Source organism: Nostoc cycadae WK-1, from assembly GCF_002897135.1.
In the GTDB taxonomy this organism is placed as follows: Bacteria; Cyanobacteriota; Cyanobacteriia; order Cyanobacteriales; family Nostocaceae; genus Nostoc_B.
The window spans coordinates 46,978-66,722 of sequence record NZ_DF978444.1 but is presented as its reverse complement, the minus strand read 5'-3'; the positions used below and the strand labels follow the sequence as shown (position 1 = coordinate 66,722).

18 protein-coding genes are annotated in these 19,745 nt (G+C 39.4%); 9 read left to right on the top strand and 9 right to left on the bottom strand.

From position 1 onward, the window contains the following. Positions 1 to 105: 105 nt before the first annotated feature. Entirely contained in the window at positions 106 to 1,446 is a 1,341-nt protein-coding gene (locus NCWK1_RS25900; protein WP_103126681.1) for a cytochrome P450, read from the bottom strand. A gap of 152 nt (positions 1,447 to 1,598) precedes the next feature. On the opposite strand from NCWK1_RS25900, the gene NCWK1_RS25895 reads away from it, so the two are divergent. Beyond that, on the top strand, positions 1,599 to 2,897 hold the full coding sequence (locus tag NCWK1_RS25895; protein WP_103126680.1) for a cation:proton antiporter: 1,299 nt from the start codon (positions 1,599 to 1,601) through the stop codon (positions 2,895 to 2,897). Positions 2,898 to 3,282: 385 nt separating this feature from the next. Here the strand turns inward: NCWK1_RS25895 and NCWK1_RS25890 are convergent, their stop codons facing one another. Further along, positions 3,283 to 4,425 (bottom strand): saccharopine dehydrogenase family protein, encoded by a 1,143-nt coding sequence (locus tag NCWK1_RS25890; protein ID WP_103126689.1) that lies wholly within the window; start codon positions 4,423 to 4,425, stop codon positions 3,283 to 3,285. A 352-nt stretch (positions 4,426 to 4,777) separates the two neighbouring features. Between NCWK1_RS25890 and NCWK1_RS25885 the strand changes: the two genes are divergently transcribed. Continuing rightward, positions 4,778 to 5,005 (top strand): hypothetical protein, encoded by a 228-nt coding sequence (locus NCWK1_RS25885; protein ID WP_422730892.1) that lies wholly within the window; start codon positions 4,778 to 4,780, stop codon positions 5,003 to 5,005. Positions 5,006 to 5,072: 67 nt separating this feature from the next. On the opposite strand, the gene NCWK1_RS25880 is transcribed toward NCWK1_RS25885, so the two are convergent. Then, the gene (locus NCWK1_RS25880; RefSeq protein WP_096582991.1) at positions 5,073 to 5,306 is read right to left on the bottom strand and encodes a Nif11-like leader peptide family natural product precursor; all 234 of its coding nucleotides are present in this window, start codon (positions 5,304 to 5,306) and stop codon (positions 5,073 to 5,075) included. A gap of 87 nt (positions 5,307 to 5,393) precedes the next feature. After that, positions 5,394 to 5,798: a DUF4112 domain-containing protein gene (locus tag NCWK1_RS25875; RefSeq protein ID WP_096582989.1), complete on the bottom strand. Its 405-nt coding sequence runs from the start codon at positions 5,796 to 5,798 to the stop codon at positions 5,394 to 5,396. A gap of 328 nt (positions 5,799 to 6,126) precedes the next feature. Here NCWK1_RS25875 and NCWK1_RS25870 point away from each other — a divergent pair, with 328 nt between their 5' ends. Next, positions 6,127 to 6,453, top strand: coding sequence for a hypothetical protein (locus tag NCWK1_RS25870; RefSeq protein ID WP_096582987.1), 327 nt, complete (start codon positions 6,127 to 6,129; stop codon positions 6,451 to 6,453). A 216-nt stretch (positions 6,454 to 6,669) separates the two neighbouring features. Here NCWK1_RS25870 and NCWK1_RS25865 read toward each other — a convergent pair whose 3' ends face one another. After that, positions 6,670 to 8,313, bottom strand: a complete 1,644-nt coding sequence (locus NCWK1_RS25865) for an acetolactate synthase large subunit (RefSeq protein ID WP_103126678.1) — start codon at positions 8,311 to 8,313, stop codon at positions 6,670 to 6,672. Between the two features lie 85 nt (positions 8,314 to 8,398). Beyond that, on the bottom strand, positions 8,399 to 9,766 hold the full coding sequence (locus NCWK1_RS25860) for an NAD-dependent succinate-semialdehyde dehydrogenase (protein WP_103126677.1): 1,368 nt from the start codon (positions 9,764 to 9,766) through the stop codon (positions 8,399 to 8,401). An 846-nt stretch (positions 9,767 to 10,612) separates the two neighbouring features. Between NCWK1_RS25860 and NCWK1_RS25855 the strand changes: the two genes are divergently transcribed. Both NCWK1_RS25855 and NCWK1_RS25850 read left to right on the top strand, forming a co-directional pair. Then, positions 10,613 to 11,323, top strand: a complete 711-nt coding sequence (locus NCWK1_RS25855; RefSeq protein WP_096582981.1) for a P-loop NTPase family protein — start codon at positions 10,613 to 10,615, stop codon at positions 11,321 to 11,323. An 891-nt stretch (positions 11,324 to 12,214) separates the two neighbouring features. Next, positions 12,215 to 13,039, top strand: coding sequence for an RICIN domain-containing protein (locus tag NCWK1_RS25850; RefSeq protein WP_096582978.1), 825 nt, complete (start codon positions 12,215 to 12,217; stop codon positions 13,037 to 13,039). A gap of 375 nt (positions 13,040 to 13,414) precedes the next feature. Here the strand turns inward: NCWK1_RS25850 and NCWK1_RS25845 are convergent, their stop codons facing one another. The 3 genes from NCWK1_RS25845 to cobU all read right to left on the bottom strand — a co-directional run bounded on the left by NCWK1_RS25845 (position 13,415) and on the right by cobU (position 15,696). Then, on the bottom strand, positions 13,415 to 14,377 hold the full coding sequence (locus tag NCWK1_RS25845; RefSeq protein WP_096582976.1) for a ribonuclease Z: 963 nt from the start codon (positions 14,375 to 14,377) through the stop codon (positions 13,415 to 13,417). 200 nt (positions 14,378 to 14,577) lie between these two features. Next, the gene (locus NCWK1_RS25840; protein WP_103126676.1) at positions 14,578 to 15,009 is read right to left on the bottom strand and encodes a hypothetical protein; all 432 of its coding nucleotides are present in this window, start codon (positions 15,007 to 15,009) and stop codon (positions 14,578 to 14,580) included. Positions 15,010 to 15,138: 129 nt separating this feature from the next. Further along, positions 15,139 to 15,696 carry a bifunctional adenosylcobinamide kinase/adenosylcobinamide-phosphate guanylyltransferase gene (gene cobU / locus NCWK1_RS25835; protein WP_103126675.1) on the bottom strand — a complete coding sequence of 186 codons (558 nt, stop codon included), beginning with the start codon at positions 15,694 to 15,696 and terminating at the stop codon, positions 15,139 to 15,141. A gap of 178 nt (positions 15,697 to 15,874) precedes the next feature. On the opposite strand from cobU, the gene NCWK1_RS25830 reads away from it, so the two are divergent. From NCWK1_RS25830 to hpsU, 4 genes are all read left to right on the top strand, one after another. Next, positions 15,875 to 16,669 (top strand): hypothetical protein, encoded by a 795-nt coding sequence (locus tag NCWK1_RS25830; protein WP_103126674.1) that lies wholly within the window; start codon positions 15,875 to 15,877, stop codon positions 16,667 to 16,669. A 134-nt stretch (positions 16,670 to 16,803) separates the two neighbouring features. Then, complete coding sequence (locus tag NCWK1_RS25825; protein ID WP_103126673.1) at positions 16,804 to 17,736, top strand: glycosyltransferase family 2 protein; 933 nt, start codon at positions 16,804 to 16,806, stop codon at positions 17,734 to 17,736. A gap of 15 nt (positions 17,737 to 17,751) precedes the next feature. Next, positions 17,752 to 18,693 carry a glycosyltransferase family 2 protein gene (locus tag NCWK1_RS25820; protein ID WP_103126672.1) on the top strand — a complete coding sequence of 314 codons (942 nt, stop codon included), beginning with the start codon at positions 17,752 to 17,754 and terminating at the stop codon, positions 18,691 to 18,693. 172 nt (positions 18,694 to 18,865) lie between these two features. Further along, a complete protein-coding gene (gene hpsU / locus NCWK1_RS25815; RefSeq protein WP_096582964.1) occupies positions 18,866 to 19,462 on the top strand; it encodes a hormogonium polysaccharide biosynthesis acetyltransferase HpsU in 597 nt (198 codons plus the stop codon). Positions 19,463 to 19,745 lie beyond the last annotated feature (283 nt).

Sequence of the window (19,745 nt, the reverse complement as noted above, 5' to 3'; positions counted from 1 at the left end):
CTCCTGCCACAATTGCTCGGTGCCAGGTTTATTTATTACACAAAAGCCTCTTTTAGTTAAATAGAAGAGGTTTTTGTTATTTTGATGATCAGCTTTTAGCTTTGATTATCTTGTTCCCTTTGCAATTAACCATTTACCGCCTGAAGGGGCTAAGGTTACGCCACGACGTATAGGTTTAACTGGGTAGTTATTAACTAATGTTAAATCTATGTGGGATAAAAGTGTTGCCAATACAAGTTTCATTTCAAATAGGGCAAATGCCATACCTAAACAGCGACGGTTGCTGCCGCCAAAAGGTAAATATTCATATAGCGAATATTGGTTTTCTAAAAATCTTTCTGGTTTGAATTGTCGTGGTTCGGAATATAAATCTGGGCGGCGATGGGTTAGATAAATACATCCTAATAGCAATGTTCCCGGTTCAAATTGATGATCCATAATTTTTATGGGTGACTTGACAATTCTTGGGATAGTAATCATAGCTATGGGGTAAATACGTAATGTCTCTTGGCATACGGCAGTGAGATACGGCAAACGAGTAATTTCGTCTAAATCTGCATTGCTACTACAACTATCTAACTCAGCTAACAGCTTTTCACGCACTTGTGGTATGCGATGAATCCAATATAAAGCCCATGTTAAGGCGGAGGCTGTAGTTTCATGGCCAGCAACTAATAGAGTCATCAATTCATCACGTAATTCTATATCAGTCATTGGTTCGCCATTTTCGTCGCGCGCTGACATCATTAATGAAAGAATATCACTCCGAGATGGATCAGGATTATCTCTGCATTCTTGAATCTCAGCATATAGAAGTTGGTCAATTTGCTGCCTTTGACGCAGAAAATTTCCCCAAGGACTCCAGCGGCCTAAATCTATTTGCAACCCTGGAAAAAATGATATAGAAGAACGCAAAGCAGAACCACTTAAATCTAGTATGGAACGCAATAGTTTTTGCAATTGAACGTAGCGTTCTCCCTCATGCAAACCAAATACAGCTTGTAAAATCACCTTTAGAGAGATTTCTTGCATGGAGTTGCGGACAGAAAAAGGTTGACCAATTTTCCATTGATTGACAACTTCTTTGGTTATGTTGGCGATTATACTGCCGTAGGCTTTCATGCGATCGCCATGAAAAGGCGGTGTTAATAATTTACGTTGGCGTTGGTGAGATGTACCAGACAGCAATATTAAAGAATTTTCGCCTAACAAAGGCTGTAAAATTTGGGCAGAACCTCTAGAATCTAAATTACTGAGGTTGTCTGTAAACAACTGTTGAATTGCTTGCGGGTGACTCAAAAACACCATTGGCTGCTTGTTAGTTAGCCATAACGTGAAACAATCACCATGTGCTTTGGCAGAATTTTCCATTAGTTGCAATGGCTGATAAATCCATTGAACTAGCTGCATAAATTTAGGAATTTTTGGACTATCGGGGAGTTGCATAACTCAGGCTCCTAGTATTGCTATTTTTACTAACCGAACAAAAGTATTAATTACCGGATTGTTTCTTCATTAAATCTACCTATAGGTAATTTATTGCTAGACATATTACAATTAAACTGGCAAATTGGTATACATTTTTTATACTAATTTCCATGTTTGATATTTATATTATTGACTTGTTTGTAATTGGATTACTCTTACTAGTAGTTACATTGGGATCTGGTTGGATTACCCGTCTACCTTTATCGTTTTCACTTATCTATCTATTGGTTGGGATTTTTCTTGGGCCTTATGGCTTAGGTTTAATTCAATTACGTCGGGATGATGTATTTAACGCCGAATTATTAGAAAAAATTTCCGAATTAGTAGTTATTGTTTCGGTTTTTGGGTGTGGCTTAAAAATTATTCGTCCACTAAATTTTCAAGTTTGGGGGATTACATCTCGCCTGATTGGGTTATTAATGCCAATTTCAATTTTTGGCTTGGCTGTTGTGGGCAAGTTATTCTTAGGGATGAATTGGGGAGAAGCTATATTATTAGGAGCGATTTTAGCACCTACTGACCCGGTGTTAGCTTCAGAAGTACAACTGACTGATACTAATGATAGAGATGAGTTACGTTTTGGTTTAACATCAGAAGGTGGATTAAATGATGCCTTAGCTTTTCCCTTTGTTTATTTTGGGATTTATGCTTTAAAAGATGATAATTGGCACAACTGGTTTAAAGAATGGATCGTGATAGATTTACTTTGGGCGATCGCAGCAGGAATCTTGATGGGTATTTTAGTTCCTAAAGTAATCGTCTGGATTGATCAAAATCTCCAAAAGCGCCGTTCTGCTGATAAATTAATGGAAGATTTTGTTGGTATTAGTATCATTTTACTGACTTATTCTTTAACAGAATTTGTGAATGGTTATGGTTTTTTGGCAGTATTTGTAGCGGGTTTAGTTGTGCAACGAAGTTATCGCAATCCAGAAAAACCATTGGCTCAATTAGAATTTATTGAACAACTAGAAAAGCTGTTAGAAGTTGGCACAATTCTATTGTTAGGCTCAATCTTACTATTCAAGCCTATGCTTGATTATGCTTTCCAATCTTTAGTAGTAATTATTTTATTATTCGTGTTTATACGACCTTTAGGTGCATGGGTCAGCACAATCAGTAAACATCCATTTAGTTCCCATCGCCGCAATTTACACCCTGGAACTCGCTGGTTATTTGGTTGGTTTGGAATTCGTGGTGTTGGTTCCCTTTATTATCTTGCCTATGCTTTTGGTAACGGTCTCAAGGGAGAAGCTGCTGAACAAATTGCCTGGATAACTTACACGACTATTGTTGTGTCAGTAATTGTACATGGAATTAGTGCAACTCCCTTAATGACTTGGTATGAGGCTCATATTGCCAAACAGAAAAAACCTCTACCGGCTTCTACTATTGATGAATTTGAGTAAACGCAGACATAATCAACAGTTAACGGAAAAATTTAGACTCCTGTACTCTACAGGAGAACCCGTATGGTAGAGGATACTACAGAGATGCAGAGTACATAAGGGCATGAGAGTTGGAGAGATTTTTAGCGAGATGGTATAAGAAAAAAAGTACTTGCAAATTTTACTTAAGTGTAGTACTATAGTACTATAATAATAGACCCTAATAAAACAACCCCACAGCACCCGTGGGGTTTTCTATTGAAGATGATTTGCAGAGACCGTTTCACTTTTAAGGTGATACATTTGACAAGCGGCAAGTGGAAACTGTATCAGGACGTTTGCTTTGAGAATATTATTTTAAGTCGATCGCGCGAATATTTGTGCAGCGATCGCCGCTTTTATCCTGTTATGTCGCTGAGTCTTTGCCGTGAGGACTCATCACTTGTTCAGGGTACTTTAAAAAGGTATGTTCAATTTTAATTCCGCGACAATCCATCACCTGAGTAAATAAATCTGTTGGTAGGGCATTTTCTACAGGTAAAACTCCTGGTTTATGAAGTTTACCTTCAAGAATTAATTGAGCAACAGTACCAGTACCACAACCAGTGGCTACAGCAGCATTATCATGCAATACAGTAGAAGCATAAACGCCTGTTGAGCCATTTTTTTTGCCTGTCACTTCTGACCTGACTGCTACACCAATACCGCTGAAACGATTAGTAAAATCTGTCATCGTATGGCTGACATGAGATAAAAATTCAATCATGCCATTACGCTGCATTAACCACTTGGGAAAAATATGTGCTGCAATCCAGGTTAGATGATTATAGTAATCGGGAAATGAACCAAACTTAGTAACTACATTTTTAACTGAAGGAAAGGCATAAGGCAATGTAAAGGTTTCTGGCATATCAAACCAGTAAACTCCATTACGTTGATAATGGGGAAAATCAACAAGTTCTCTTTCACTATAAGGCTTGACTTCCTGCCATTTGCCATCTATCCAAGCTTCAAAAGGATGTTGTAAGCCGAGAAAAGTTGTCCGCATAACGGTGATACCAGCACCACCGGAACCAGCCACTAAATAGAACAACTTGATTTTTTCAGCTTCATCAAATTGTTCTACACCCTGACGCACCATACTGTTAGATATACCAGGGAAAATGCCTGTATTAATTACGGCTGTTACCCCAGATGCAACAGCTTGTTCATGATAAGTTAAAGCTTTGCTAGTAAAAGAACGGTGGTCACTCACATCTATGTAGTTAACGCCTTGTTCAATACAAAATTTGAGAACATTGGCATCACGGTAGTGAAACGGGCCTGCACAGTGAACTACTAAATCAGAGTTAGCGATCGCTTCCCTTAGTTTATCAACTTCTACCAAGTCTAAACTTAAATACTGCTCTCGTTCTGCTAAGGGCAAACTTCCCGTCTCTGGAGTACGCCCAGTGATGGTAATTTTGGCTTGCGTATGGTTAGCAATATCCTGAGCGACACTGCTACCAATTCGCCCCCTTCCTCCAAGAATTAAAACGCGGTCTGTCATTACTCCGGTATGGGCAACATTACTTGTATTTGACCAGTTGATCATTGTCTTTGTCATCGGTTACAAGGATGACTTGCCTACCAATATAGGAAGATATGTCCAGCATTTACGCAGTTCGGTTATTTGTAACTACTCGGTATAAAATTATCAATATAAGAGACCGCCATCAAACCGTCTCAGGCAATCAGGGTTGTTTTGATAAACAAATTTTGTCAAATATGTAAGTATACATATATTTAATAAGTTTTTGTAATATTGCAGATTCTGGCGAAACTAAATAATTTAATATTTTCTTTAGATTGTCATCAGTAGTGATCCGCGTTCATTCAAGCCAGGAGCGAGAGTAATGAAGATGTGCCTTGTGAACTCAAAAATATTACGTCAGCTTTGGGCTGTAGTGGAACAAACCCAAAGCAGTACACTCCTGGGACTTAGTGATAAAGATTTGGTTAAGCTGCTATTAGGACAGATTGAGAGCAATAAAGTCCTGGATTCTGAAGAAACTCTGAGCCTAACTGATTACATTTACTCTAGGACTTTGCTGATTCGTGATTTAGCCCAAGCACGTTCAGCATTATAGTTCCAGGTAAAAGCCTATGCAAATATTTAGTCTTTTTGTATAGACTGTTAGCTTGTCATTTCCAGAATTATCTAGGATTAATGTGCCGTCTAGGCCCCCACCCTGGATTAACAATAGCAGCTAAATCTTCTGCCGACAATTTATCAATTTCAGCCTCTAGTTCTTCAACAGTGAAATCATAGCCACCTTCTTTAGCAATTTTAATAAACGCTTCTGGGTTAGCTGTAGCTTTGAGTTTTTGCTGAAATGCTTGGTCTTCTTTGACTGCTTGAAAAAATTTTGCAGCATTTTGCATTGCCATGATAGCTGATCTCCTATATTAAATAGTCAAGCTTGAATGTGTTAATTAGGACTGTTCTAGTTTTCCAGAATATTGAAAATCTCAATCTTAAACTCGGCTCAATTCATTTTGCACAATTTCACCAGATACTACTTGAGATTCTGGTGGAACTTTTGTCAGATGTTGCTCTAGAATTGCCAAATTCCGAATGTTGGATTTGTAGAACGCATCAAACAAATCACCCACTAAAGGTACACTACCAACTACAGCTTCTAAACCAACATTAAAAATCATTTTGGCTAAGTCTTGGCGAGGAATACCGAAGCGGGTAGCTAAAAATATAATGTAAGCCGAAAATCCTGTACTAATGAAATCTCCAGCACCTGGAACCAGACCAATAATGGGGTCTAATCCAATGCGAAAACCAAGTAGAGGTATGCGTATAGATGTATCCATCAGACGGCTAAGTCTGCGGATACGTTCAAGAGTAGCCAGGCGTTTAACAGCATCCATAATTGATGATCTCCGCACTATTTTTAAGGTGCATTATTTTCATTGATATGTCTTGTATCCTGAGAAAGAACAACTAGACATATCTATGTTTCTTGGTGCTGCTTCTGGCTTATTCCCTGCTGAAATTGACAAAAATTTTGCAGAGTTTTGAGTAGGCGATCGCCCTGCTAGACTGAATTTATTGCAGTAACAAAGTTAAAAGCCTTTTGCTGTCTAAGTTTCATTATTTACCGATATTCTAACCAACTTGGCTACTGCTAGATTGTTAAATCATTTCAAATCGGTGACTGTATGCAATAATTAATAAGTTGTTTTTTTGAAAAAATTAATGAGTAAATTTCAAATTGACATTGACTATAGTAATGTAGAGTTAAATGCCCTAGAAACAGACGAAGATTTTCACAGAGAAGCAAAAACACTATTGCCTCAAGCATTACAAAAACTAGGTGAAAGTATTGGGGAACAAACTTGGGAAGAATTACAAAAAAATTTGCAAAAATCAGGCAGTAAATCTAAAGGTTCTCAATTAGAGAAGCGCAAGTTTATTCAAGAAACAGGCAGAACTTATCAACGTAGAGCTAGTGGTAGAGAAAAACAAGAACTAGAAGATTATATAGTAGATCAATTACGTAGTTTACAAAATAAAACAAGATAGATTAGGTATTTATTTATTTGCTAAAAATACACTGTTAAATTAATTGTTGCAAAAATGCAATGTTGAGCATTTGCCGGGAAAACACTTAATAGCAGCCTCATTTATTAGTCAGAAAACAGGGTGTATGAGGCTGCAATGCTGTATCAAGTCAAGAGCATGTTAGGGTGTTAAGTCAAATGCTTTTTGATGCCGATACATTTTCTAACTCAGCATTAACTACACACCACAACTCAACTCACCAGCTTTTTGAGTAAAGCGACGATTTTCTCTGTAGTCTACCGGACAATCGATGACAGCTGGTACATCCTGGGCTAAGGCTTCTTTGAGTATAGGTATTAAATCGAGACTAGATTCCACTCGATAACCTTTTAAACCCATACTTTCAGCAAATTTGACAAAATCAGGATTACCAAAATGTACAAAGGATGAATTACCTTTGCCAAAATGGTTTTCTTGTTTCCATTCAATTAAGCCATAGCCACCATCATTAAATATCAAGGTGACGAAGGGAGTACCCACACGCAAAGCTGTTTCTAATTCTTGGCAATTCATCATAAAGCCACCGTCACCAGTTACGGCAACAATTTTGCGGTTGGGATAAACGAGTTTAGCCGCTAAAGCACCAGGAATAGCAATACCCATTGCTGCAAAACCGTTAGAAATAATGCAAGTATTGGGACTATGACAATGATAATGACGCGCCATCCACATTTTGTGTGCGCCAACGTCAGAGATAACGATATCATCTGGCCCCATAACTTGCCGCAAGTCATAAATTAATTTTTGCGGCTTAATAGGATAACCTTCATCGTTAGCGTATTGTTCATAATCGGCTTTAATTTCCCCACGTAAACTAATAGCATAAGGATTAGATTTACCTTGGCGATCGGCTACTTTTAAAATTTCTGAGAGAGAGTCAGAAATATCGCCGATGACTTCTACATTAGAAACATAGCTACTATCAATTTCCGCCGCAGCTGTACTAATATGCACAATGGGAATCTTACCTTCAGGATTCCATTTTTTCGGGGAAAATTCAATTAAATCGTAGCCGATCGCAATGACTAAATCTGTATTATCAAAGCCGCAGGTGATAAAGTCCCGTTGCTGTAATCCCACAGACCATAAAGCTAAAGGATGAGTGTAAGGAATGACACCTTTACCCATAAATGTATTCGCCACAGGTATATTCATTTGCGTGGCAAATTGCGTCACGGCATCACTAGCTTGGCCGCGAATTGCACCATTACCAACTAAAATTAGGGGATTCACCGCTTGGGATATCATCGCGGCGGCGGCGCGGATGCTGGCAAAAGAGGCGTAGGTTTTTTCAATTTTATCCCGCTGTAAAGGTTTACCTTCAACGGGCATAGCAGCAATATTTTCTGGTAAATCTATATGAACTGCGCCCGGTTTTTCGGTTTGCGATCGCTTGAAGGCTTTCCGCACTACTTCTGGTGTAATACTTGGGCGAACAATCTGCTTATTCCACTTAGTTACCGGGGCAAACATTGCCACTAAATCTAAATATTGGTGAGATTCAATGTGCATTCTATCGGTTCCCACTTGCCCAGTAATTGCCACCAAAGGCGCACCATCAAGATTGGCATCAGCTACACCAGTCATCAGATTTGTTGCGCCAGGGCCAAGAGTGGAAAGACAAACCCCAGCTTTTCCGGTTAAACGTCCGTAGACATCGGCCATAAAAGCCGCACCTTGTTCATGACGAGTCGTAATAAATTTAATGGAAGAATGTTTTAATGCTTCTAAAACGTGTAAATTTTCTTCCCCAGGGAGTCCAAAAACATATTCGACCCCTTCATTTTCTAAACACTTGACTAATAATTCTGCTGTATTCATTTTAATTTCCTCATAAGATGCACGAGACTAGTCAATAGTCCAGAGTAAAACCATTGACTGTGGACTATTAACTATTGACTAATATTTACTTCACCCAAACAGTTTTAACATTGACAAACTCTTGTATACCTTGAATGCTTAATTCTCGGCCATACCCAGAACGTTTGATACCACCAAAAGGCAACCTGGGGTCAGATTTGACCAAACCGTTGATAAAGACTGCACCAGCTTCAATTTCGGTAATCAAGCGATCGCGTTCTTGGTCGTTATTTGTCCAAGCACTTGCGCCTAAACCAAAAGGTGTAGCATTTGCCAGTTTAATTGCAGCATCAATGTCTGGAACCCGGAATAACAAAGCTACCGGGCCAAAAAATTCTTCCTGAGCTATTGGTGCGTCAAGGGGAATATCTGTGATGATAGTCGGTGGATAAAAGTTTCCTGGACGGTCTGAAATATGATACCCACCAGTCAAGACTTTTCCACCACTGTTTTTAGCAACTTGGACTTGCTGATCTAAATCTTGGAGAATATCTGGTGTAGCTAGTGGCCCTAAATCGGTATCTGGTTGCATAGGGTCGCCGACTTTCAGCGCCTGAAATTTATCTAATAGCAACTTCTCAAATTGATCAGCGATCGCTTCTTCCACAATAAAGCGTTTCGCTGCAATACAAGATTGCCCATTATTTAACATCCGCGCGGCGGTAGCTGTAGCCACGGCTGTTTCTACATCAGCACTGGCTAATACAATAAACGGATCACTTCCCCCCAATTCCAGAACGGTTTTTTTAATATGTTTACCAGCAGTGGCGGCTAAAGATGCTCCCGCTGGTTCACTTCCGGTTAAAGTTGCAGCTTTCACACGATCATCAGCGATGATATCGGCAACTTTTGCCGCACCGATTAATAAAGTTTGAAATACACCTTCAGGAAAACCAGCCCGTTGGATAATCTCTGCAATTGCTAAAGCAGATTGCGGCACATTAGACGCATGTTTTAATAAACCCACATTACCAGCCATCAGTGCAGGCGCAGCAAAGCGAAACACTTGCCAAAAAGGGAAATTCCACGGCATCACTGCCAAAATTACCCCCAATGGCTGATAGCTGACAAAACTATGACTAGCATCAGTTTTCACAGCAACATCAGCCAAAAAATCAGCGGCGTTTTCGGCATAGTAGCGACAAACAGCGGCACATTTTTCGACTTCAGAAATTGCGGCTTTATATGGTTTACCCATTTCCAGCGTCATAACTTTAGCAAAGTCTGTTTTTTCTTGGTCTAAAATTTCCGCAGCCTTTTGCAACCAGAGCGATCGCTGTGAGAAACTCGTCTTACGATATTGCTCAAAAGCTTGATTTGCCAAATCCAGTTTAGCGGCAATTTCAGCATCGTTGAGTGGCTCAAAAGTTTTGAGTGTCTCCCCAGTGGCGGGATTGATGGTGGCGATAGCCATTGCCTGACCCCCATTAAAAAATAGCTTGAGGTAGCTGCCTATTTTTACACAAATTAGTTATAGAAGCTACCATCAAAATTGTAGACTTATCCCTTATTATTGGTCGCTTAATATTACAATTTCGCAATTAAACATATAACAATATATACAATAATTGAATGTGTTTTTAGGTAAATATTCTCAAAAGTAAATTCAGTGAGTAGTCAGATTTTTTTAATCCAATTACTAGGCAAAAATTACTAGCCATTGTGCCATTAATCGATAATTTTTGCGTGAGCGATCGGCAAATAATCGAGCAAACAACCTCATACAAAGCCAGGTTTTTACGATAGCACCGAAAAACCTAAAGCGCTACTATGTTATTCCGATTAGACTTCTTAATTATTGGTAGAGATAGAAAATCAAGAACAAGAAAGCAGGACTTAAAGCCTACTGCATTTTTTTTTAATTAAATAGGATTCTCATCGCAAAAATCTAGGAGCTTAGTCTTGCAAAAGTAAATTTAACTAGAGCAAGGAAAAGCTGGAAATTTAAATAATACAGCAATTCACCCTTTTTCAGCTTTTTCTAGGTTCTTTTCTTCAATTTCTCCCTAATGCTAATGTAAAAGTTTGTATCGAAAGGTTGTCAGCCTTTGATGCTAGGATTATTTAAATTTTGAGCCTAATCAGTGACATAACACGCACAAACTCTAGAAAAAAATCCCTATAGATAAATGCTAATTTCCCGAAAAACCAGCAGTATTTCTCAACAGATGGTATAAAAGTTGCAGCGGAAGACAGCAAAAGCGTCCAAGGCACAAGCAGATATTTTAAATAACTTCAAACAGTATTAGGGGTAGCTATTATGCCAACAATTCATTTAATAGATGGTGAAAAAGGTGGGGTAGGAAAGTCTTTAGTCACTCGGACAATGATTCAATATTGTCTGGATAAGAAAATTCCCTTTGTACCGATAGAGACAGATAGATCAAATCCTGATGTAGCCGGTGTTTATAAAGGGATGTGTCAGTATGCGGTGTTTACCGAAGATGAACGCCAAGCCGACAAAGCCGATAGAATCTTTGAGATGGCAATGTCTAAGCCCGTAATTGTCAATCTCGCCGCCCAAAGCCATCGCGCCGTCAAAAACTGGATTGATAAAAACCAGTTACTCGAACTAGGAAGCGCCGAAGGAGTCAGTTTTTGTAAGTGGTTTGTAACTACAGGCGGATATGACAGCCTTAATTTATTTGTCCAGTCTATAAATAGCTACGGTGATAAAGTTCCCCATGTCCTCGTCAGAAATTGTGGACTGTGTGACGACTGGGAACACGTTGATTCTGACCCTAACATGCAACAGTTAGTACAGAAGCATAATGTTCAAGTTGTGGATTTTCCGAAGTTGGCATACAAAGAAAGAAATATCATTGACCAAACTCGTATGACCTTTTCAGAAGCACGAGAATATAAAGAATTTGGTATTTTGAGCAAACAGCGAGTCGTACATTTTCTCAAGCTGGCTTATGCTGCTTTTGAAAAAGTTGGCATTTGGTATGAAGAAGTAAAACAGGCTTAAAATGAGTCGATGGTCATTTGTCACTTCTTGTCATGATCATTCTGACTCTCCATTTATGCACAACACAAGTAGTTTTAGTGTTATGACCATAGCCTGATGCACCGCAGCATAATATTATGGTGTGTTAGGCATTAATTTTCTCTGACAGTCGCGTCATAACTTCACCGTCTACTACATCGCCACAAGACTATTCGCATACTACATAGATTAAATTCTATATTTAATAAATAAAATTAGGTATTTACTTATCAAATAGGGTGCAAGTAAGAAAATTAATTCAAAAAAAATCTGTTTACTTACTCGAATGTTTTAATAGTCAAGCTTTCATCTGCCATTACAGCATAACTTCCTTGCTCGGTCGTGGCTTAGTTTATCTAAAGCCCATTTGTCAACTGGCTTTTCTGTTATTTAATTGACATAAAGATGCAGTAATTGTTTTGATATTAAATTCCTAAAATTTAATCAAAATAGGAGTTAATGTTTCTGAGCTAATTCACTGTGCCAATTTCTGCGGTCAAATATTGTATTAAGAAATACATTATCAAATTGATATAAAGCAATTAAAAAATTACTAAGTAATTATTAAATATTTACTTAACTGTCTAAAATGTCTTAATGAGTTCTTTAACTGTCTTAACTGTCCTTGCATTCTCATAAGAAATTTGAAATATTAAAAGCATGAAGTGTATCGATACCGCACTTCAAACGGCTTCCACCAAAGCATTGGTCAAACTAGATGCTTTAAGTAAGCAACTATTTACGCTGCGGCAATAGTACTCCGCACTGGACTAATGTCTTGTGGCGAATGCTGTTGTGCTGAGTTGTCTTTTGCGTTGACAAAAACGCAGACTTATTTACTTTCAACATCGAGTAATTTTCAGAGGTCAAATCATGGTAGCAACACCGATTAAAACTCAGAATTTAACAGTAACCTATGGAACGGATGGTACAAAAATTGTATCGGGCAAGACAACACCAGGTGCAACTGATTGGCAGACCGGTGGCAACGTTGGTAGCAGTGGTGTTTATGTCAATATTGACACTAGTGCTGCTGGTTTCACCTCAGTACCAACTTACGTAATAACTGTTGGGGGTAAGAGCCATCATTGGGGAATCTCTGGGTCTAGTTCTATCTACAATCCCACTGCGAAAGGTTTTGAAGTAGAAATAAGGTGGGAAGAAGGCTACAGCCAGAGTGGAACAGCCGTTACCCCAGCAGTAGCAAATCAATATGAATGGCATATCAATTGGATTGCTATTGAGCCTGCGTCTGCGAAAACACCACTTCCTGCGGCAGGAAAATACTACAAACTTGCCAACAAAAATAGCGGTAAATATTTAGATGTGGCAGGTGGTAGCACTGCTGATGGAGCTAACGTCCAACAGTACACTAGCAATACAACTCAAGCCCAACAATGGCTGTTAGAAGACGCTGGAAATGGCTATTACTACCTTGTCAACAAGAGTGGCAAAGTTTTAAATGTATCAGGTAGTAGTCAAGCTGATGGAACCAATGTCATTCAGTATCAAAAAACAAATGACGATAACTCTAAATGGAAGTTGGAAGATGCTGGAGATGGCTATTTCTACCTCATTGCCAAACATAGCGGTAAGGCTTTAGATGTAGCAAGCGCTGGCACTGCTGATGGAGCTAATGTCCAACAATACAGTAAAAATTCCACCAATGCTCAAAAATGGAAATTTGAGGCTGTATAGTTAAGCCCTTCATCTCCTTGTTGTAAATAACAACTGACCTTCTCTTCTACCGACTCCTTCAAAATTGGGGGTCGGTTTTACAATGATTGTCCAGATTGAATCCAACTCAGTCTAGCTTTTTCCTAAATCAACGAATTCCTTAATTCCGCTTTCAGAGTCTTGTCTATATCTGTATATTTAATTTTGCCCAATTGCGATCGCCTATGCTTCGCAATAGAGATGCACAATACTGGCTCTCAAAACCATCGATTTATCTGGGCGATGACAAGTATTAGTAAGAAATGCAGGGCTGAATTTGCTTACTTTGAGTGCATTGTAATTATTGCTTGACTTGGGGTGATCGCATTACTATCTGCTTAAAATCACAATGCAGCCTTAACTGACAGACACTTCTTTTAACTCAACTTCCCGCCGTCGTGGAACATCATAAGTCATAAAGTCATAAGCCATATCTGTCTTAGGAAAAATCGCCCGCGCTTCCTGAAGCAAATCCTTCAATTCTATGGGGTTGCCAGGAGCGTAGCGAGGACTAAAATGAGTCATAATTAATCGATGGGAACCAGCCACTAAAGCTGTTTGTGCTGCCATCGTGGTTGTGGAATGCAATCTTTGAAAAGCCATATCTGCGTCTTGATGGGCAAAGGTAGCTTCGTGAATTAATACATCCGCATCTTTGGCTAGTTCTACTGCGCCTTCTGTATAAACTGTATCTGTACAATAAGCTATTTTGCGGCCAATTTCTGTAGGGCCGCAAAGTTCAGTACCTTTAATTACTCTTCCATCATTCAAGGTGACAGTTTCACCACGTTTGAGTTGACCGTAAATCCGACCAGGAGGAATTTGTAGTGCTTTAGCTTTTTCAATATCAAAACGTCCTGAACGGTCTTTTTCTGCAACTCGATAACCAAATGCAGTAATTCGATGATGTAATTGACCACAGGTGACTGTGAACTCTTGATCTTCGTAAATTACTCCCGGACGGATAGCATGAACTTTAATCGGATAGGAAAAGTGCGTATGAGAGTAGCGTGATGCCGATTGGATATATTCATTTAATCCAGGTGGTCCGTAGAGATCAATCCTGTCAACATTGCCAGCTAAACCACAACTAGCCAATAGACCCATCAAGCCAAAAATATGGTCGCCATGCAGATGGGTAATAAAAATTCGGGAAAGTTGGCTGATTTTTAGGTCACTCCGCAAAATTTGATGCTGAGTACCTTCACCACAATCGAATAACCAGAGTTCTGCCCTTTGGGGTAATCTTAGGGCGACACTAGAAACATTACGCGATCGCGTAGGTACACCGGAACTTGTCCCTAAAAATGTTATCTGCACAGCGTTTTTTCGTTTCCCTATTGCTGATTTTGGTGCTTTATTCTATATGGTGACATGGTTTCTCAAAAAAATTTTGCTTTCAAGACTGCACATTTAAAGTACAAGGGTTTTAATTTTTCATGAAAGCAAGTATAAAAATACCGCAGTTTTGATGATAAACCACGGTTACAAGCTTTGAGAAATTAATTGTGTAACATAGTTTATTTAATTTTTGCGGAAAGATTTTCTAAAAGGCGATCGCGAATTCCTGTTAGTTTTTGTTGGTTATCAATAGCAGAACGTGGTGCTGGTAAATCAGTATTCGGCCAGCCGGGTAAATCATTACATGGACAAGTTTCTGCCGGCATTCCCACATTTCTCATCGGAATCGGCATATTGCAACGGCTACAAGGCGACATTTCCCATGCAGAAGTCAGCAATTCTGCGATGGTTTCGTGAGTGCCTTCTAAATGACAATCGCCCGATTCTGACGATATAATTTGCTGCCAACACTTTTCAAATTCCTGGCTATAGCGATCGCCTTTATATACGGGCTGAGGCAACAAGCTTGTTACCCCATTACCGATTACTACTCTCTTACCCAACTGAAACCAGTAGGCGAGATACTTTCTTACATCTTCTGTGTTTGCCATACCATGATTGTACATTCGGTATGAGGAGACTTGCTTTGTGTATGTTATTAATTTTCTATTAAAAATTTGACTATCTATAGGCAGATAAAATAATAATCAAGTTCTCGTAATTTTTCTTAAATTTATCCGTTACAATTCCTCATCTATTGCTTTTGGTAGTGGTGTACCCAGGACACTTAGATTTAATACATGACCACCAGCCACAAGATAAACTGTGTCACAAATAGCACCTAATTGGCATACCAAAGAACCCAAGCGATCGCGGAATAGCCTCCCAATGGGATAAGCAGGAACCACACCCCAACCGACTTCTTCCGCTACAAACAGCATATCGGCAGCTACTAATTGTACGGTCTCTAAAAACTCTGTGCTTGTATTTTGCCAACTAATTTCATCCTGTTCTAAAAGATTTGTCACCCAAGTTCCCAAAGAATCAACTAACAAACAACTATAAGGTTTAGCATCAGCCAAAGTAGCTGATAGTTCTATCGGTACTGCCAAAGTTGTCCAATTTTGGGGACGGCGTTTTTGATGTGCCAAAATGCGTTTTTGCCACTCCATATCAGCAGGATTTTCAGTGGCGGTAGCGACATAAATAACTTGTTTACCTGACTGCTTTGCTAAGGATTCTGCCCATTCACTTTTTCCCGACCGAGCAGCACCAGTAATTAAAATAACTTTACCCACTGATATTTCCTAATACCTTTGAACGATTATTTTGAGTTTGTTTGTGGCAAATATCTTTTAAAAGATAAAATTAGCACCAGCATTATTTTGTGCCAAAATTGGCAAAAGTAAAAACCCCCAACACACCTTTGTGGATCATAAAACACCACAAAGGGCAGCAAACATAGAGGATATTTTTATGAAAACAGGGCTAAAACGTATCGAGGCAACTCTACATGATCTAGGTAATCGAGACAATGCAACAGTCGAAGCGCCTGATTCCCCAAAGCATCCAGTATCTTTTAGAATTAGTGTTTCTGCCAAAGCCGCTACCCCAGATATAGATACATCAGATGATGAGAACATCACACCAGAACCAACAGACAACGTAGAGATACACTCTCAAAATGAGAGCTATTTTGAACATCATTCTGTAGAAACATTTTCCGCACAAGAAACTGGTGGTAAAACGCCTAGCCTACCCAAGTTTAAAACTCCTAGCTTTAGCAACCATCGTCACGGAGCAAATCCAGCCTTAGCAATGAATTTGTTGCAAGAAATTCAAGTTCATGTGGCTGGTTGGCAAAAAGAACTCCAAACTATTTTGCAACAAATCCAAGACCTTTATTTAGAAGGGCCAATCGTCAACGGTTGGTTAGAATCCAACCCTAAAGAACCAGAACAGCCAGGAACTGCTACACTGCGCCATGCAGAAGTTGACCAGCTGATGAATTATGTAGAAGAACTTTGTACAACTGGCGGTAAAGACGCTTATCAATTTTCACGGACAGGCTATCGTCTTTGTGGCTTGGATGGGTCTGGTAAAGTTTGGTCACGTCCATGTCCACCAGATCAAGTACCTACAGTTAGTATGGCGATCGCGCGTCATCAAAAGTTACGCCAGCTGTTAGGACGCAAACAACATCTAGAAACACGCCTGAGTCAGTTAGCAGAAACTCTCGTAGTTTTACACAGCCATATTCAACAAGCTTGAAGAATTAAAGACGATTTCCGAATAAACGCGGTTGGTGGGTGGGAATTTTTTGTTATAGATTAGCACAGAGCAGGCGACCTTTGGATGGAAGACTGTAATCTAAAATCCAAGGGTAAAAACTTAAATTAAATCCTATGCCAGACATCCAACTCTCTGCCATTATCTGTACTCACAATCGAGATACCTATTTAGGTGCGGCGATTGATAGCCTATTGGCACAGGATTTTGCCGCTGACTTTGAGGTGATAGTGGTAGATAATAACTCCAGCGATCGTACCCGCGAAGTTGTCGAACAAAGAGCCTGCAATCCCCGTTTAAAGTATATCTTTGAACCCACCACGGGGTTATCTGTTGCCCGTAACACTGGTGCTAAAGCTGCTAGTGCAGAAATTCTCGCTTATTTAGATGATGATGCCGTAGCCAGCAACTGCTGGTTGCAAGTATTGTACTCTGCATATCAAAGCAACCCAAAACTAGCGATCGCTGGTGGCAAAGTGACGCTTTTATGGCCGCCAACTATCCAACCACCCAAATGGCTATCTTCTGGGTTAGCAGGCAATTTGGGAGCTTACGACCTAGGGGAAAAAATAGTTTATATTGAGCAGCCTGGTTTAACTCCCAGAGGCTTGAATTATTCGATCCGTCGTAGCTTCCTTGCAGAAATTGGTGGTTTTGATCCCCAACTCGGTCGAGTCGGAAAAAACTTGTTATCTAATGAAGAACTGCAAATGACTGAATTTGCACTTCAACATGGCTGGCAAGTTGCCTATCTTCCTGAAGCTTTAGTTGCTCATAACGTTGCACCCGAACGGCTAAATCGCACTTGGTTTTTAAATCGTGGCTGGTGGCAAGGAATTAGTGAGTGCTACCGAGAACAACTTGCAGGCAAAACGGGTATCGGTCAGTTAGTGCGCGGTGGTGAGCGCTTGATCCGAGGTTTATATAAGTCATTACAGTATTTTTATGACCCAGCAGAACGCTTCGACAGACTTGTGTATACATATTGTCAAATAGGTTATTTAAATGCTGCTATTCAGGGTCTGCTTTCTACATCCCATAAAAAATAACAAATAACAAAATATATGTTGTCTAAAATTCCCGTCTCGGTATTAATTCCTGCCAAAAATGAAGAAGCTAATTTGCCAGCTTGTCTGACTAGCCTACAAAGAGCAGATGAAATCTTTATTGTAGATTCTCAAAGTACTGATAAAAGCATCGAAATTGCTAACAACTATGGCGCAAATGTTGTGCAGTTTCACTTTAATGGACGCTGGCCGAAAAAGAAAAATTGGTCTTTAGATAACTTACCTTTTCGTAATGAATGGGTACTAATAGTCGATTGTGACGAACGAATTACTCCTGAATTATGGGATGAAATTGCTCAAGCAATTCAAAATGCAGAATTTAATGGTTACTATCTCAACCGTCGGGTATTTTTCTTAGGTAAATGGATTCGTCACGGGGGTAAATATCCCGATTGGAATCTGCGCCTGTTTAAGCACAAAATTGGTCGTTACGAAAACCTCAATACTGAAGATATTCCCAATACAGGAGATAATGAAGTTCACGAACACGTTATCTTACAAGGTAAAGTGGGCTATCTGCAAAATGATATGCTGCATGAAGACTTCCGCGATTTGTTCCACTGGTTAGAAAGACACAATCGCTATTCTAATTGGGAAGCTCGTGTTTATTACAATCTTCTTAGCGGTCAAGATGAACAAGGCACAATTGGCGCTGACTTATTTGGTGATGCAGTTCAACGTAAGCGCTTTTTGAAAAGAGTCTGGGTACATTTACCTTTTAAGCCAATTTTACGCTTTATTTTGTTCTACATTATTCAGCGTGGTTTCTTGGATGGCAAAGCTGGGTATATTTATGGGCGGCTATTGAGTCAATATGAATATCAAATTGGCGTGAAACTTTATGAGTTACGCAACTGTGGCGGTAAATTAAATACTGCAAATACCGCTAAACCCGTACCACCTTCTCTACCCCAAAAAATTGAACAAACAGCAGTTTAGTACAAAAAGTATGAAGTAGAGATCTGAAATAAATAAACCTGTATAGTGAGCTTGAGGGCAATTTATCATAGGTACTTTATTTACAGATATTAAATACTAGGGATTGGGTATTGTGAAATGTTCCTACCCAGTCTCTTTTATTTATTGACAAATGACAAATGACAAATGACAAATGACAAATAACCAATCTTTCGTAGACTTACGCAAATACGACCAATCCTGGTTTGCCCGTGGTCGTCCAGGCTGGTATGTTTTGTTATGGTGGTTTGTCCAGGCGATCGCTTTTCCCTTAACGCCCCATCCTTTTAATAGTCTGCGTTGTTCCTTACTCAGACTTTTCGGTGCGCGTATTGGTCAAGGTGTGTTAATTCGACCCACTGCTCGCTTCACTTATCCTTGGAAAATTACCATTGGTGACTACAGTTGGATTGGTGATGACGTAGTTCTATACAGTTTGGATGAAATTAGCATTGGTGAACATTGCGTGATTTCCCAAAAAACTTACTTGTGTACTGGTAGCCACGACATTCAAGACCCAACTTTTAGATTAAAAACAGCGCCAATTACTATTCATGATGGGGTATGGGTAACAACCGATTGCTTTGTTGGCCCCGGCGTTGAAATTGGTGCAAATGCTGTCATTGGCGCTCGGAGTACGGTGTTTGCCAATATGCCTCCTGGACAGGTTTGTTGGGGAAGCCCTTGTAAACCCAAGTATGCGAGATTGAAAAATTCAGTTAATCAGTCAGAACTTACGCAAAAAAGTTAATTTTTGATAGTGGGAATCAGGGTTTTTTGAATCAGCTAAAACACGTCTAAATTACAGAATCACGCGTAAAGGTTGTCCTTGGTCATTTGATTGAGTAATTTCTAATTTCTATAATGTGCGATCGCCTTTAATTCCCAACTGTGAAATTTTCCCAGATGACGGGGAAATTTCCCCCATATTGTTCGGTTATACTACTGTTGCTCGTACACAAATAACTATAACCTCTAAAGTAGTAGTGCAATATTACTTTTCCACTTTATTAGTCGCTCTGCAACCAAGGGGT

Excerpts from the sequence above, each read along its gene's own strand:
- NCWK1_RS25900 (WP_103126681.1), bottom strand. The coding sequence starts at position 1,446 with ATGCAACTCCCCGATAGTCCAAAAATTCCTAAATTTATGCAGCTAGTT.
- NCWK1_RS25895 (WP_103126680.1), top strand. The coding sequence starts at position 1,599 with ATGTTTGATATTTATATTATTGACTTGTTTGTAATTGGATTACTCTTA.
- NCWK1_RS25890 (WP_103126689.1), bottom strand. The coding sequence starts at position 4,425 with ATGACAGACCGCGTTTTAATTCTTGGAGGAAGGGGGCGAATTGGTAGC.
- NCWK1_RS25885 (WP_422730892.1), top strand. The coding sequence starts at position 4,778 with ATGTGCCTTGTGAACTCAAAAATATTACGTCAGCTTTGGGCTGTAGTG.
- NCWK1_RS25880 (WP_096582991.1), bottom strand. The coding sequence starts at position 5,306 with ATGGCAATGCAAAATGCTGCAAAATTTTTTCAAGCAGTCAAAGAAGAC.
- NCWK1_RS25875 (WP_096582989.1), bottom strand. The coding sequence starts at position 5,798 with ATGGATGCTGTTAAACGCCTGGCTACTCTTGAACGTATCCGCAGACTT.
- NCWK1_RS25870 (WP_096582987.1), top strand. The coding sequence starts at position 6,127 with ATGAGTAAATTTCAAATTGACATTGACTATAGTAATGTAGAGTTAAAT.
- NCWK1_RS25865 (WP_103126678.1), bottom strand. The coding sequence starts at position 8,313 with ATGAATACAGCAGAATTATTAGTCAAGTGTTTAGAAAATGAAGGGGTC.
- NCWK1_RS25860 (WP_103126677.1), bottom strand. The coding sequence starts at position 9,766 with ATGGCTATCGCCACCATCAATCCCGCCACTGGGGAGACACTCAAAACT.
- NCWK1_RS25855 (WP_096582981.1), top strand. The coding sequence starts at position 10,613 with ATGCCAACAATTCATTTAATAGATGGTGAAAAAGGTGGGGTAGGAAAG.
- NCWK1_RS25850 (WP_096582978.1), top strand. The coding sequence starts at position 12,215 with ATGGTAGCAACACCGATTAAAACTCAGAATTTAACAGTAACCTATGGA.
- NCWK1_RS25840 (WP_103126676.1), bottom strand. The coding sequence starts at position 15,009 with ATGGCAAACACAGAAGATGTAAGAAAGTATCTCGCCTACTGGTTTCAG.
- NCWK1_RS25830 (WP_103126674.1), top strand. The coding sequence starts at position 15,875 with ATGAAAACAGGGCTAAAACGTATCGAGGCAACTCTACATGATCTAGGT.
- NCWK1_RS25825 (WP_103126673.1), top strand. The coding sequence starts at position 16,804 with ATGCCAGACATCCAACTCTCTGCCATTATCTGTACTCACAATCGAGAT.
- NCWK1_RS25820 (WP_103126672.1), top strand. The coding sequence starts at position 17,752 with ATGTTGTCTAAAATTCCCGTCTCGGTATTAATTCCTGCCAAAAATGAA.
- hpsU (WP_096582964.1), top strand. The coding sequence starts at position 18,866 with ATGACAAATAACCAATCTTTCGTAGACTTACGCAAATACGACCAATCC.